10 protein-coding genes are annotated in these 14,206 nt (G+C 65.8%); 6 read left to right on the top strand and 4 right to left on the bottom strand.

Annotated elements, in window-relative coordinates; all coding sequences use genetic code 11:
• Positions 1-224 precede the first annotated feature (224 nt).
• The 5 genes from secA (at position 225) to FQU96_RS22465 (ending at position 7,782) form a co-directional block, all read left to right on the top strand.
• The gene (gene secA / locus FQU96_RS22485; protein ID WP_146543586.1) at positions 225-3,008 is read left to right on the top strand and encodes a preprotein translocase subunit SecA; all 2,784 of its coding nucleotides are present in this window, start codon (positions 225-227) and stop codon (positions 3,006-3,008) included.
• A 74-nt stretch (positions 3,009-3,082) separates the two neighbouring features.
• Complete coding sequence (locus tag FQU96_RS22480; RefSeq protein WP_146543585.1) at positions 3,083-3,997, top strand: ADP-ribosylglycohydrolase family protein; 915 nt, start codon at positions 3,083-3,085, stop codon at positions 3,995-3,997.
• Positions 3,998-4,271: 274 nt separating this feature from the next.
• Positions 4,272-5,177: a dihydrodipicolinate synthase family protein gene (locus FQU96_RS22475; RefSeq protein ID WP_178130653.1), complete on the top strand. Its 906-nt coding sequence runs from the start codon at positions 4,272-4,274 to the stop codon at positions 5,175-5,177.
• A gap of 18 nt (positions 5,178-5,195) precedes the next feature.
• Positions 5,196-6,047, top strand: coding sequence for an enoyl-CoA hydratase/isomerase family protein (locus FQU96_RS22470; protein WP_146543583.1), 852 nt, complete (start codon positions 5,196-5,198; stop codon positions 6,045-6,047).
• 181 nt (positions 6,048-6,228) lie between these two features.
• A complete protein-coding gene (locus tag FQU96_RS22465) occupies positions 6,229-7,782 on the top strand; it encodes a long-chain fatty acid--CoA ligase (RefSeq protein WP_146543582.1) in 1,554 nt (517 codons plus the stop codon).
• 195 nt (positions 7,783-7,977) lie between these two features.
• On the opposite strand, the gene FQU96_RS22460 is transcribed toward FQU96_RS22465, so the two are convergent.
• The 3 genes from FQU96_RS22460 to FQU96_RS22450 all read right to left on the bottom strand — a co-directional run bounded on the left by FQU96_RS22460 (position 7,978) and on the right by FQU96_RS22450 (position 12,167).
• Positions 7,978-9,180: an ABC transporter substrate-binding protein gene (locus FQU96_RS22460; protein ID WP_146543581.1), complete on the bottom strand. Its 1,203-nt coding sequence runs from the start codon at positions 9,178-9,180 to the stop codon at positions 7,978-7,980.
• A gap of 40 nt (positions 9,181-9,220) precedes the next feature.
• A complete protein-coding gene (locus FQU96_RS22455; RefSeq protein ID WP_146543580.1) occupies positions 9,221-10,405 on the bottom strand; it encodes a mandelate racemase/muconate lactonizing enzyme family protein in 1,185 nt (394 codons plus the stop codon).
• 283 nt (positions 10,406-10,688) lie between these two features.
• Positions 10,689-12,167, bottom strand: coding sequence for a PLP-dependent aminotransferase family protein (locus FQU96_RS22450; RefSeq protein WP_146543579.1), 1,479 nt, complete (start codon positions 12,165-12,167; stop codon positions 10,689-10,691).
• Positions 12,168-12,307: 140 nt separating this feature from the next.
• Here FQU96_RS22450 and FQU96_RS22445 point away from each other — a divergent pair, with 140 nt between their 5' ends.
• On the top strand, positions 12,308-13,024 hold the full coding sequence (locus FQU96_RS22445) for a FadR/GntR family transcriptional regulator (protein ID WP_218574816.1): 717 nt from the start codon (positions 12,308-12,310) through the stop codon (positions 13,022-13,024).
• 210 nt (positions 13,025-13,234) lie between these two features.
• Here FQU96_RS22445 and FQU96_RS22440 read toward each other — a convergent pair whose 3' ends face one another.
• The gene (locus tag FQU96_RS22440; protein WP_146543577.1) at positions 13,235-14,206 is read right to left on the bottom strand and encodes a nitronate monooxygenase family protein; all 972 of its coding nucleotides are present in this window, start codon (positions 14,204-14,206) and stop codon (positions 13,235-13,237) included.

Here is a 14,206-nt window from a genome sequence, read left to right as displayed (position 1 = left end):
CGCTGAATGCGGCGAAAATACGCGTGGTGGGTTGCCGTCCTAAAAACCGGCAAGTCCGAAGTCAGAACAAAATCCGCCACTTCCGGTCACTATTTGGTTTCTGGCTTCTGACTTCCGGCTTTCGGCTGCGTTGACACCCGGGGATGGGGTCTCTATCTCTGCCCCGCCCGGGCGTTCGATTGAGCGATCCTGCCCGGGACGCCTTTGTTTTGTCGAGGTTTTTCATGTTCACGGCCGTCGCACGCCGTCTCTTCGGAAGCGCCAACGACCGGCTGGTCAAGACGCTCGACAAACCCGTCGCCCGCATCAATGCCCTGGAGCCCGAGCTGGTCAAACTCTCGGACGAGGAATTGCGGGATCGGACGCGCCAGTTCCGCGAGCGGCTGGAGAAGGGCGAGACGCTCGACGACCTGCTGGTCGATGCCTTCGCTACCGTGCGCGAGGCGGCCAAGCGGACCCTGGGTCAGCGGCACTTCGACGTGCAGCTCAAGGGCGGCATGATCCTGCATCAAGGCAAGATCGCCGAGATGAAAACCGGCGAGGGTAAGACCCTGGTTGCCACCCTGCCGGTCTACCTCAACGCGCTCTCGGGCAAGGGCGTGCATGTGGTCACGGTCAACGACTACCTGGCGAGTCGCGACTCCGAGTGGATGGGGCAGATCTACCGCTTCCTCGGCCTGACCGTCGGCGTGATCGTGCACGACTTGACCGACGATGAACGTCGCGCTGCCTACGGTTGCGATGTGACCTATGGCACCAACAACGAATTCGGCTTCGACTATCTGCGCGACAACATGAAGTACCGCCGCGAGCAGATGACGCAGCGGGACTACAACTATGCGATCGTCGACGAAGTCGACTCGATCCTGATCGACGAGGCGCGCACGCCGCTGATCATTTCGGGCCCGGCCGAGGACTCCTCGGAACTGTACCGCGCCTGCGATGCGCTGATCCCGCTGCTCGAGCCCGAGCACTACGAAAAGGACGAAAAGCAGCGCACGGTGTTCTTCACCGAAATCGGCACCGAACGGATCGAGCAGCTGATGAAGGAGAAGGGGCTGCTCGACACCGACAGCAACCTCTATGCCCTGCAGAACGTGTCGCTGGTGCATCACGCCACGCAGGCGTTGCGGGCGCACAAGCTGTTCACGCGTGATGTCGACTACATCGTCAAGGACGACCAGGTCGTCATCATCGATGAGTTCACCGGCCGCATGATGAGCGGCCGGCGCTACTCCGAGGGCCTGCACCAGGCGCTGGAGGCCAAGGAGAACGTCGAGATCCAGCGCGAGAACCAGACGCTGGCATCGATCACCTTCCAGAACCTGTTCCGCATCTATCCCAAGCTCGGCGGCATGACCGGCACGGCGATGACCGAGGCGCCCGAGTTCCAGGAAATCTACAACCTGGAAGTGGTCGAGGTGCCGACCAACGTGCCTGTCTCGCGCAAGGATGGTGACGACGAAGTCTACCGTACGGCACGCGAGAAGACGAAAGCGATCGTCGACCTGATCGAGGATTGCCGCAAGCGCGGCCAGCCGGTGCTGGTCGGCACCGTGTCGATCGAAAAGTCCGAGGCGTTGGCGACGATCCTCAAGGACCACAAGGTCCCGCACGCCGTGCTCAACGCCCGCTATCACGAGCAGGAAGCATCGATCATCGCCCAGGCCGGCCGGCCTGGCGCGGTCACGATCGCCACCAACATGGCTGGTCGTGGCACCGATATCCAGCTCGGCGGCAACGTCGACATGCGGGTCCGCCTGGAACTGGCCGACGTCACTGACGAAACCGAGCGCGCGAGCCGCCGCAAGGCGATCGAAGAGGAGGTGGCCGTCGCGCGCGAGGCGGTGAAGAAGGCGGGCGGCCTCTACGTGGTCGGTACCGAGCGGCATGAGAGCCGGCGCATCGACAACCAGCTGCGTGGCCGTTCCGGCCGTCAGGGCGATCCCGGCGCATCCAAGTTCTTCCTGTCGCTGGACGACGACCTGATGCGCATCTTCGGCACCAACCGCATGGACGGCATGCTGCAGAAGCTGGGCCTGCAGGAAGGCGAGGCCATCGTCCACCGCTGGATCAACAAGGCGCTGGAGCGGGCGCAACAGAAGGTCGAGGCGCGCAACTTCGAGATCCGCAAGAATCTGCTGCGCTACGACGACGTGATGAATGCCCAGCGCAAGGAAGTCTACCGCGAGCGCCTGGAACTGATGGGCCAGGACGACCTGTCGGAGATGGTCGCCAACATGCGCCACACGATCGTCGATGGGTTCGTCACGCGCGCGATTCCCGAAAACGCCTACCCCGAGCAATGGGACGTGGCGGCGCTGAAGGACAACGTGAAGCGCGTCTTCGGGCTCGAACTGCCGATCGACGAATGGGCCAAGGAAGAGGGCATCGCCGACGACGAGATCCGTCAGCGGCTGACCGCGGCGGTCGACCGGCAGATGGCCGAGAAGGCGGCCAACTACGGCCCCGACGTCCTGCGCCAGGTCGAGAAAAGCGTGGTGATGCAGGTCTACGACCAGTCCTGGAAGGAGCACCTGCTGCATCTCGACCATCTGCGCCAGGGCATCGGCCTGCGTGCCTACGGCCAGAAGGATCCACTCAACGAGTACAAGCGCGAAGCCTTCAATATGTTCGAGGGCATGCTGGGCCATATGCGCGAGACGGTGACCCAGGTGCTGGCTCACGTGCAGATCCGCATGGAGGAGCCGCCGCCGCTGCTCGCCGAGCCGGCGCTCGATCAGTTGCAGACCATTCATGAGGATCCGGCGTTGGCTGCCGCCATGGCCGACGACGGCGCCGTGTTCCGCGAACCGGCGATGGCCGGCGCGGCGCCCATCGAGCGGGCCGATTCGGCGGCCGACGGGGCGGGTGTCGTTCGCCGCGCCGGCCGGCAGCAACGCGACCCCAACGATCCGTCGACCTGGGGCCGCGTGTCGCGCAATGAAGCGTGCCCCTGCGGCTCGGGCCGCAAGTACAAGCGCTGCCACGGTCAATACAGCAGCTAAAACATCTCCTCTCCCGCAGGCCCAGCGTGCGCCGCACGATGGGCCTGTGAGGGTCCAAGGACGAGGTGCCGTGCATGAAGGCGCAAGCCGAAGATCGGGCCGTTGGCTGCCTGATCGGCCTCGCCGTCGGCGATGCACTGGGCACCACGCTGGAGTTCACGACTCGTGACACGTACGAACACGTCACCGACATGGTGGGCGGCGGTCCGTTCGGCCTGAACGCCGGCGAATGGACTGACGACACCAGCATGGCGCTGTGCCTCGCCGACAGCCTGGTGGCGTGTCGCGGGCTTGATGCCGCTGATCTCATGGAGCGGTTTCGCCGCTGGCGCGACGATGGGTACAATTCGGTCAACGGGCGTTGCTTCGACATCGGCATTGCGACGAGGACCGCCGTCGATCGTTATGTGCAGACGCGGGAGCCGGTGGCCGGCGACGTCGATGCCATGTCGGCGGGCAACGGCTGCATCATGCGGCTGTCGCCGGTCCCGATTTTCCATGCCGACGACATCGCGGCGGCCGAAGCGGCCGCCGTTCTGCAAAGCCGTACGACGCACGGCGCCGCCGAGTGCCTCGACAGCTGTCGACTGATGACCCGCATCCTGGTTGCCCTGCTGCATGGCCAGCCATGGCAGCAGGCCATCGATGTCGATCCGTCGCTGTTTGCCGCCGTGCGGGTGAAGGCGCTGGCTGGCGGCGGTTGGCAGGGCAGGGATCGCTCTCAGATCAAGTCGAGCGGCTATGTCATCGATACGCTCGAAGCGGCGTTGTGGGCCGTCGACACCACGCACGACGCTGCAAGCGCCTTGTTGCTGGCCGTGAATCTCGGCGGCGATGCTGACACGATCGGTGCCGTCACTGGCCAGTTCGCCGGCGCCCGCTATGGTTTGTCCGGCATACCGGCCGCCTGGCGCCGGAAGCTCGCCTGGCACGACCGGATCGTGGCGCTGGCGCACGCGCTGCGGCGCGGCGGGGCTGAGGACGCGTGACGGCGTTACCTGGAAGAGTTGGCCAAGGCGGCATGATCACACGCTGGGGGCGCGCCACGCCGTGGCGCGTCATGTGCTGATCCAGACGAAGTCGCGCGCCGGAGTCGCGCGCCGCCAGCGTATGGCCCACCACCGTGGGCACCGTTGAGGCATCGCCCGTTGGTACCATCCGAACGCACCGTGCTGGTCCTTGGTGCGCCGGTGCGCCGATGCATACTCGTTCGTCGCAATGCCGATCCAACGACGGCAGCGTGTTCGGGTGGAGCGGTCGGCGATGGTGCGCGACAACAAATTCTGGGCGCGGGTATTCACGTTCGTGGCGACGCCGACGAAAGATGACGGCGAGGCCATCGACGAAGCGCGCTTGCGTCAGACGATTGACTTTCAGATCGCAGCCGGGGTCGACGGGATCTGCGTGCTGGGCAGCACGGGCGGCAACGGCTCGTTCAGCGAAGACGAAATGAAGGCGGTGATGGCGATCGCGGCACGGCATGCCGACGGCCGCATTGCGGTGATCGCCGGCGCCGGCGCTCGCACGACGTCATCCTGTATCGCGCTCTCCAAGCATGCCCAGGATGTCGGCTGCGACGGAATCATGGTGCTGCCGGTCTCGTACTGGCCGCTGACCGAGGACGAGGTCTATGACCACTACAGCCGCGTCGCGGCGGCCGTGACGATCCCCATCTGCGTCTACAACAATCCGTGGACAACGGGCGTCGACATGAAGCCGGCGTTCCTGGCGCGATTGGCCGAGATCGACAACGTCGATGGCATCAAGGAAAGCACCGGCGATCTGACCCGGATCACGGCGATCCGGCTGTTGACCAAGGATGCCGTCACCCTGATCGCGGGCTGGGAGTCGAGCAGCCTGCAGGCGTTCATGGCCGGTGCCTCGGGTTGGGCGCCGGTGTGCACCAACTTCCTGCCTGGCGTCGCCATGGATTTCTTCCGCAGCGCCGTGCATCGGCGCCATGCCACCGAAGCCGCCGCGCTGTGGGACAGGCTCTTTCCGGTGTGCGACTTCATCTGCAGCAAGTCCCACATCAGGGTGGCGCACACCGGGCTCGACATCCTGGGTCGTCCCGTCGGGCCGCCGCGCCGGCCGATGCGCCTGCTCAACGCCGAGGATCGCGCCAGGCTCGATCGTGTCCTGGATCAGGCCGGCGCATCGCGCGGTTGAGCGGCGGAGTCTTCGTTCATGGCGCTGACCAAGCCCTGGGAGCAGACCCTCGTCGATCTGCGCGCAACCTTCGCCAACGGCATCCTGCGACTCACGATCGACCGCGAGCCGTCGTTGAACGCACTGAGCTACGACATCATCGAGGGACTGACCGAAAGCATCCTGCAGGCAGCACACCTTGACGCGGTGCGGGTGGTGGCGATCACCGGAGTCGGCGAGCGGGCCTTCAGCAGCGGCGATGACATGTTCCGGATGAACAAGATCCCCGAACCGCGCTCGCAGGTACGCTTCAACGCGCGCACGCACCATGCCGTGCTGATCCACAGCATGCGCGCGTTGCGCAAGCCGATCGTTGCGCTGATCAAGGGCTACTGCGTCGGCGCCGGCTTCGACATTGCGCTTGCCTGTGACTTCCGGATTGCGGCCGACAATGCCTCGATCGGTGATCAGCGGCCCCTGCGCGCCATCCCGAGCATGGCGGGCGCCAGTTGGTTCCTGCCCCGGATCGTCGGCCTGGGCCGGGCGACCGATCTGCTGATGACCGGCCGTCGGTGCAATGCGGTCGAGGCATTGCAGATCGGCCTGGTGAGTGCCGTGCACCCGCTGGCGGCCTTCGATGCCCAGGCCGAAGCGTTCCTGCAATCCCTGGCGCAGATGCCGACGTTCTGTCTGGGGACGAACAAGGCAAACCTGAACTTTGGCCTGATCAACAGCCTGGAGACGTCGCTGGCGCACGAGGTCGACCGTTTCGTCGTCAATCGCCGCTCGCGCGACAACGTCGAAGGCGAGGCTTCTTTCCGTGAGAAGCGTGCGCCGACCTATACGGGCGTCCCGCCCGGTCCCGCGACTGACGATGACGTGCCGGTTTAAAGCCTGTTCCGATCGAATGAGCGCACGCGATGGCTCGACCTCTGCTGTCATCCCGAGCGTAGCGAGGGATCTAGGGGCGGCGCCTAGACTAGATCCCTCGCTGCGCTCGGGATGACAGCGTGATCGCATTCGAGCGAAACAGGCTCAAGGCCGGCAGCCAAGGAAGGACATCGGCGCCATCATGCTGATCCAAGGACTGCTGCGCGCGGCGCAGACCCGGCCGAACGGCCTGTCGACGCATTTCGAGGGCCGCACCCGCGCGTGGCCGCAGACGGTGGATCGCGTGGCGCGCCTTGCTGCCGCCTTGCGCCGGCTCGGCGTCGCGCCGGGCGATCGGGTGGCGATCCTGGCGCTCAACAGCGATCGTTACCTGGAGCACTTCTATGCCGTCGCGTGGGCGGGCGCCGTCACGGTGCCCATCAACACGCGCCTCGCAGCGCCGGAAATCGCCTACATCCTGAGCGACAGCGGCGCCGTCGTCCTGCTGGTGGACGATGCTTTCGTGCCCATGCTCGATCGGTTGCGTGATGTGCTGGCGCCGATGCGCGCGATCGTCCATCTCGGTACGGCGCCGCCTGCGGGGCTCGCTGCCTACGAAGCCTTGATCGCGGCCGAGACGGCAGCCGCGCAGGCGCTGCGCAGCGGCGATGATCTCGCGGGCATCTTCTACACCGGCGGCACCACGGGCAAGGCCAAGGGCGTGATGCTGAGCCATGCCAATCTGGTCATCAATGCCATGAACGCCGCGCCCAGCATCGGGCTCGAGCCGACACCGATGTTTCTCCACGCCGCGCCCATGTTTCATTTGGGTGACGGTGCCTGGACGTTCGCGGTCACGATGCTGGGTGGCAGCCACTGCTTCATTCCCCGGTTCGATGCCGAGGCCTGCCTGCGCACGATCGCGGACCACGGCGTCACCGACACGATGCTGGTGCCGACCATGATCGCCTTGATGCTGAATCTGCCCGACGTGGCGCGCTATGACACATCACGCCTGCGGCAGATCGTGTTCGGCGCCGCGCCGATGCCGGAAGCGATCTTGCGCCGCGCGCTCGACCTGTGGCCGGACACCCGGTTCATGACCGGCTGGGGGATGACGGAGCTGTCGCCCATCGGCACCGTGCTGCCGGCGCGCTACACCGCACCGGAACATATTGCCGGCGGCCGCTATCGGTCCTGCGGCCAGGCAGCGCTGTCGGCCACGGTCCTGATCGTCGACGAAAACGATCGCGAGGTGCCGCGCGGCACCGTCGGCGAACTCATTGTGCGCAGCCCAACCGTGATGCAGGGATACTGGAACAATCCCGAAGCCACCGCGGAAGCCTTGCGCGGCGGCTGGCTGCACAGCGGCGATGCCGCCTGGATGGACGACGAAGGCTTCGTGTTCATCGTCGATCGCATCAAGGACATGATCATCACCGGTGGCGAGAACGTATATCCGGCCGAGACCGAGAGCGCGATATCGACCTTGGCCGGTGTGGCCGAATGCGCGGTCATCGGCATCCCCGACGACCGCTGGGGCGAGGCGGTGCACGCGGTCGTCGTGCCGCGGCCCGGCTGTCAGCTGGAGCCGGAACAGGTCATCGACCATTGTCGCCAGCGACTGGCGCGCTACAAGTGCCCGCGCAGTGTCGAGATCCGCCAGGATCCATTGCCGTTGACGGGTGCCGGCAAGATCCAGAAGGCCCAGCTGCGAGCCCCGCACTGGACCGGCCGCAGCAAGGGCGTGAACTGATGCCCCTCTCCGCCCACGCAGTGGGGGGAGAGGGAGGGGCCCATCGCGGTAGCGATGGGAGGGTGAGGTGGGTGTCGAAGACGAACCTGATCTCGCCAGAGAAACCGCGCGCGTTTGACCGCCCACCTCACCCTCCCACGCTGCGCGTGGGCCCCTCCCTCTCCCCCCGCTGCGCGGGCGGAGAGGGTTGCATACTCACCGGACCGGGCCGAACAGCACCCACTTCTCGCCCTCGAAGCGCATCATCTGCAGTTGTTCCAGCGGATGGAAATCGGTCGGAGACGTGTTCACGGTGATGCCAGGCAACAGCTGGTCGACCGTAAAATGCTTGAGGTTGGCCGCTTGCGCCATGACGTTGCTGCGGGTCAGGTCATCGCCGCACTGCGTCAGCACCTGTACCAGGACCTTGGCCGCGATGTAGCCGAAGACATTGGAACTGTCGGTCTTGTTGCCCTCCGGATAGTACTTGTCCATGAAGGCGCTCCAGTCCTTCATGCCGGGATCGTCGCGCCACTGCGGGTCGGTGGGATCTTTCAGGAACGCGCTGCTGATGATGCCCTGCGCATTCTCGAAGCCGGCGGGCTTCATGGTGGTGCCGACATAGGCCGCCACGTTGTTGAGGATGTGCAGCGGCTTCCACTGGACTTCGGCCATCCGCTTGATGGCCTGCGCGGCGAACTTCGGCGTGGCGACGTTGAAGAAGATATCGGCACCCGACGACTTCAAGGAGATGATCTGCGAATCGACCGTCGGATCGGTGACTTCGTAGGAGACCTCGGCCACGATCATCGATGCCTTGGCGCCCAGGCCGTCCCGGAGGCCCTTGACGTATTCCTTGCCGTAGTCGTCGTTCTGGTAGAGGACCGCGATCTTGCCGTTGGGCTTGGTCTCCAGGATGTAGTGGGCATAGAGCAGGCTTTCGGTCGGATAGGGCGGCTGCCAGCCGATGGTCCACGGAAAATTCTTCGGATCGCCCCACTTGGCGGCGCCGGACAGGGCGAACAGCTGCGGCACCTTCTTCTGGTTCAGGTATTTGTGGATGGCGGTGTTCGACGCGGTGCCCAATGGCGCGAAAACCAGGAGAACCTGGTCGCTTTCGACCAGCTTGCGCGTCTGCTCGATGGCCTTGGGCGGGCTGAACGCATCGTCGTATGAAATGAACGTCACCTTGCGCCCGCCGATGCCGCCATGGTCGTTGATCATCTTCAGGTACGCGGCCTGGACCTTCCCGGCCGTGCCATAGGCCGACGCAGGCCCACTGTAGGGCATGATGTTGCCGATCCTGATCTCGCTGTCGCTGGCTCCGGGATCGTATTTCTTCTGTGCCATGGCCGGCGTCGGCATCAGCAGGCCCAGAATGCCCGCAATGGCGCGCCGCCGCCCTGGTTTGGCTGACATCGTCGTTCCCCCCATTGAATGAACAGTTGTGCGTGTCGTCTCACGCCAGTGGCATGCGGCGATGCCGCCGCGGTGCATCGGGATCGAGGAAGTAGTTGTAGGCGCCCTGCTGCAGGAACCGTTCGTGGCAGCGCTTCAGCCGGGACGGTGAGAGCGTTACGCCCAGGCCCGGCCCCTCGGGCACCGCGACCATGTTGTTCTTGGGATTGAACGGTCCTTCCTCGATGACGTCGTCGCGCTGCCAATGCAGGATGCATTGGCCCGGTTCACGGATCCATTGCGTGGCGGCGATGAAGTGCAGGTAGGCGGCAATCCCGATGCCGGTCTCACCGCTGAACGTCCAGAAGCCGACGCCCATGCGCTCGCAGGCCGCTACGAAACGCTGGGCCTTGGAGATGCCGCCCAGCACCGCGAGGTTGGTGACGAAGAAGTCCGGTACGCCCAGGCGCACGGCCTTGGGTAGATCGACATGGTGAGTCGAGAAGGAGATGGCGCTGTGCTGGCGCAGCTTGGCCATGTCCTCGAACGTCGCGGCGGGATCCTCGTAGTTGCGCACGTTGTAGGGCGCGATTTCAGCCAGGATTCGGCGTGCCGTCGGCAGCGACCACGACATGTTGCCGTCCAGGCGCAGCAGGCTGTCATCGCCGATCGCGTCGCGGATCGCCTTGACCGAGCGGATCTCCAGCGCCGGATCGCCCAGTTGCAGTTTGCCTTCGAAGAAGGTCGATCCATGCTCACCTTTCATGCGCGCGCAGTAGGCGGCGATCTCGTCCGCGGTGCGCTCGCCGCCGATGGTGCCGTTGCGCTGGCGGAACGCGAAATACTCGGCGAAGGGAATCTGTTTGCGTACCGCGCCGCCCAGCAGCATGTAGAGCGGCAGGTTCCAGGCTTTGCCGCGGATGTCCCACAGTGCGATCTCGATTCCACCAAACGCACGGAACGCCGAACTGTCGCTGGTGTTGGGCATCACCTGCACGTCGGGCACGCAGGCGAGCTCGCAGGCCTGGATGTCGAACGGGTCCATGCCCTTCAGGATCGACGCCAGCCGATGGTTGATGACGTCGGCGCAATCGGGCGAGGGTGCCTCACCCAGCCCGACCAGGCCTTCGTCGGTCATCACCTCGATGACCACCTTGGTGTCGCCGGGATAGGTGCCGACGCCGAAAAGGAAAGGCACCTCCAGCGGAATGTTGACCGGTGTTGCCTTGATGTCGGTGATCTTCATGGGCGGCTCTCGCGCGTGCACCGCCAGCAATGCAATGCCGACGGCGCAACGGAAAGAACCAGCCGTTCGTGATCGCGTAGTACCGCAAGTCGATTACGATCGCATTTTTCCGTCGTCCTGAGCGTAGCGAAGGACCCTGCGGTGGATCGCTCAATGAGCGCCGGCGCTGGTGATCATCCGTGCCGATAGCGGTTATACCAGCACCGCAGGATCCTTCGCTTCGCTCAGGATGACAGCGGCGGCCGACCAGGCCTCTGCGCTTCTATCAAACGTGAAGCGCGCTCTAGGCGCCAAATGCGGGCGGGACACCCGCGCTCCCCGGAGAGTCGCTGATGATCTCCGCGAGCCTTGCGATCCCCTTGCGGATCAGGGTTTCGGAGATCGACGCGTAGCCCAGCAGCAGCGACGTGTCGGTGTGGGTTCTCGCGCCATATTCCACCGCCATGCCGCTCCGCAAACCGTACACGGCGATCCCCCGGCTGCGGGCGGCGTGTTCGACATGCGGGGCGGCGGGCCAGCCGCGCGGTAAACGCCACAGCACATGCATGCCGCCCTGCTGGCCGTGAAGGTCGACAGCACCGAAGTGACTGCGCAGCGCGTCGAGCAAGACCTCGAGGCGGCCTTTGTACATCCGCTGCAGGCGGCGCAGATGCTTGGCGTAGCCGCCGCCGGTGATGAAATCGGCCAGGACCGCCTGGTCGAGCCAACTGGTGCCGCCGTTGAAGATCGACTTGGCGGTGATGGCGGCGCGTGTCAGGTGCGATGGCACGATCATGTAGCCGACACGCAGGCCACCGCCGATGGCTTTCGAGAAGGTGCCCAGGTAGATGACGTTGTCAGTGCGCGCCATCCCGGCGAGCGACACGACCGGCGGGCTGTCGTAGCGGAAGTCGCTGTCGTGATCGTCCTCGATGATCCAGGCACCTGTGCGCTCGGCCCACGCCAGCAGCTGCAGGCGACGCGCGATCGGCAGTGTCCCGCCGGTGGGGAACTGGTGCGAGGGCGTCACGTAGGCGAGGCTGACGGGCTGTTCCGGCAGCAGGACCGGATCCAGGCCATCGCGATCGACGGGCACCGGCTGCAGGCGTGCGCCATAACTGTCGAAGACCTCGCACGCGCGGCGGTAGCCGGGATTCTCGATCACCACCGATGTGCCGCCGACGGCGAACAGCCGGCAGATCACGTTGAGCGCTTCCTGGACGCCGCTCACGATGATCACCTGGTCGGCGTGGATGGCAAGGCCGCGCGCCGGGCCCAGGTGGTCGGCGATGGCGTGCCGCAGTTCGGGCAGTCCCGAGGGATCGCCGGGACGCGCCAGCAGCGTGCCCGTCTGGGCGAGTTTCTGCAGGACCAGGCGTCGCCAGGCGAGTGCTGGAAATGCATCGGCGCCCGGGTTGCCGAATGAAAAATCGAACGAAGGCCGGGCCTGCGTCACCTCGACCGACCGCGATGCCCAGGCCCGGGTGGTGTCGATAGGCGGGCAGGGCGACGTCCGCGGCACGGCCTGCTCGCGCGCCAGGCGCCGGCTCACGAACGTGCCTTTGGCAGCCCGCGTCTCGAGGAATCCCTCGATCGTGAGTCGGTCGTAGGACAGCAGCACCGTGTTGCGCGAGAGCCTGAGGTTGACGGCCATCTCGCGCGAGCCGGGCAGGACCGTCCCGGACCTGATCTGTCCACCCAGGATCAGCTGCCGCAACTGGGTGGTCAGCTGCGCCTGCAGCGGTGTGGGTGAGTTTCGGTCGATCTGGATGGGCAGTTGCATTTCATCGAAAGCTAGAGGATATCAGGCTGTCTGACAAGCTGACTGCCTGAGAGTGGATTTGGGCGGATCCAATGCATGTGATAGGGGTGGAGAGAGGCGCGCGTTGGCGACAGAGGGTGGACCCAGAAATCTCTATCTATATGACAACAAAAGAAAAAATATCCCTGCCGCGGATCGCGCGAACCTCCCTGGTCGACGAGGTGATCGCGACCATGCGCCAGATGTTCAGCGAAGAAGCGTGGCTGCCCGGTGCCAAGCTGCCGTCGGAACTGGAACTGGGACGCCAGCTCGGCGTCGGCCGGTCAACGGTGCGCGAAGCGCTGCGTGTCCTGGGACATCTGGGTCTGGTCGAGGCGCGCAGCGGGCTGGGCACCTACGTCGTCGACCGCCGGATGCCGGGCGGCCAAGTCGATCAGCCGCTGACATCCGCCAGCCTGAGGCAGTTGTACGAATTCCGCCGCGCGCTCGAGGTGCCCGGTGCCCGGCTGGCGGCCGAGCGTCGCACCGACGATCAGCTCCAGGACATCCGCGTGGCGTGGGATCGTTGCCAGGTGGCGGTCGCGAACGACAGTTCAGACGAATTCGCCCGCCTCGATTTCAGGTTCCACTTCTCCATCATCCAGGCCTCGGGCAACGCGTTCTATATCGAGGCGTATCGCGCGCTCGAAGCATCCTTCGCCAGTTACGTCAGCCTGGTGCTGGCGCTGGGCCCGCTGCGCAGCATGCTGCACTTCCACGACGGCCTCATCGAGGCCATCGCGCGCCAGGACCCGGCTGCCGCCGCGCTGGCCGTCGACGAGAATTTCCTCGAGACCGACGTGCGCCTGCGCCTGCTCACCAACAACGCACCGGCCTGAAACGGCGCGCTCGTACCCGCGCTCTCCGTGCCCTGAAAGGAAACTGGCCAAGGCGGCTCGATCACACGCTGGGGGCGCGCCACTCCGTGGCGCGTCATGCGTTGATCCAGACGAAGACGCGCGACGGAGTCGCGCGCTCCCAGCGTCTGTCCATACGACCGTGCGCCCTTGTCGTCGGCGTCGCCGGCGGGAACTCTGTGGTGAACCTTCTTACGGAGCGGCGGTCCGCGCCGCCTCGTATTCGCCCACCAGCCGTGCGACGAGGTCCGCGGCGTTCAGCACGCTGTCGACGCCGGATACCGAGTGGCCGGCGCTCCAGATGTCGGACCAGCGCTTGGGCCGTGCGTCGCCGGTGCCGCCGCCATATTGCTGCTTGGCGCGCTCGACGCTCACCTCTTCGTCGAGCTTGGCTGGATTGAGGCCAGCCGCCTCGATCGAGGGCCGCAGCATGCTGGCATCGAGGCCGGTGAACGCCTTGGTCAGCAGCACGTCATCGAGGCTCGCGGCCACCAGCATGTCCTTGTAGCGCTGCGCCGCCATGCTCTCGGTGGTGGCGATGAAGCGCGTGCCCATGTAGGCGAGGTCGCAGCCCAGCACGCGCGCGGCATAGAGCGACGGCCCGTCGCTGACGCCGCCGGCCAGCACGATGGGGCCATCGAACATGGCGCGCACCGCGCGCACGAAGGCGAAGGGATTGGCCCAGCCGGTCTGGCCGCCGGCGCCCGCGGTCAGCAGGATCAGGCCGTCGGCGCCTGATGCGATCGCCTTCTCGGCATGGCGCAGCGAAGCGATGTCGGCCAAGACCTGGCAGCCGATGTCGTGCAGCGGTCCGACCACCGCCGCCGGCGAGCCGACGCTGGTGATCACCATCTCGACGCGATGCCGCACCAGGCAGGCGAGATCGTCCTTCAGGTTCGGGCGGCGGATGATCAGGTTGGGACAATAGGGCGCCGCCGGTGTCGGCGCCGCGGCCAGCGCGGTTTCGATCTGCACCAGCCACTGGTCGAGTTCCTCGGCCGTGCGCGCGTTGGCGGTGGGGAAGGCCCCCACCACCCCGCTGCGGCAGGCGGCGATCACCAGATCGGGCCCCGACACGCGCAGCATGGGCGCCGCGATCACCGGCAGCCGCAGGCGCCGGGTGATGCTGTCGGGTAGTGGCTTGCCCCGGCGCGGCGCGGACAT

The organism is Reyranella sp. CPCC 100927 (genome assembly GCF_007859315.1).
Classification (GTDB): domain Bacteria; phylum Pseudomonadota; class Alphaproteobacteria; order Reyranellales; family Reyranellaceae; genus Vineibacter.
The sequence above is the reverse complement of the archived record's forward strand: the minus strand, read 5'-3'. Positions and strand labels throughout refer to the sequence as shown.

Bases quoted from the DNA above. Each gene is read 5' to 3' on its own strand.
- secA (WP_146543586.1), top strand. From the start codon at position 225: ATGTTCACGGCCGTCGCACGCCGTCTCTTCGGAAGCGCCAACGACCGG.
- FQU96_RS22480 (WP_146543585.1), top strand. From the start codon at position 3,083: ATGAAGGCGCAAGCCGAAGATCGGGCCGTTGGCTGCCTGATCGGCCTC.
- FQU96_RS22475 (WP_178130653.1), top strand. From the start codon at position 4,272: ATGGTGCGCGACAACAAATTCTGGGCGCGGGTATTCACGTTCGTGGCG.
- FQU96_RS22470 (WP_146543583.1), top strand. From the start codon at position 5,196: ATGGCGCTGACCAAGCCCTGGGAGCAGACCCTCGTCGATCTGCGCGCA.
- FQU96_RS22465 (WP_146543582.1), top strand. From the start codon at position 6,229: ATGCTGATCCAAGGACTGCTGCGCGCGGCGCAGACCCGGCCGAACGGC.
- FQU96_RS22460 (WP_146543581.1), bottom strand. From the start codon at position 9,180: ATGTCAGCCAAACCAGGGCGGCGGCGCGCCATTGCGGGCATTCTGGGC.
- FQU96_RS22455 (WP_146543580.1), bottom strand. From the start codon at position 10,405: ATGAAGATCACCGACATCAAGGCAACACCGGTCAACATTCCGCTGGAG.
- FQU96_RS22450 (WP_146543579.1), bottom strand. From the start codon at position 12,167: ATGCAACTGCCCATCCAGATCGACCGAAACTCACCCACACCGCTGCAG.
- FQU96_RS22445 (WP_218574816.1), top strand. From the start codon at position 12,308: ATGACAACAAAAGAAAAAATATCCCTGCCGCGGATCGCGCGAACCTCC.
- FQU96_RS22440 (WP_146543577.1), bottom strand. From the start codon at position 14,206: ATGTCCGCGCCGCGCCGGGGCAAGCCACTACCCGACAGCATCACCCGG.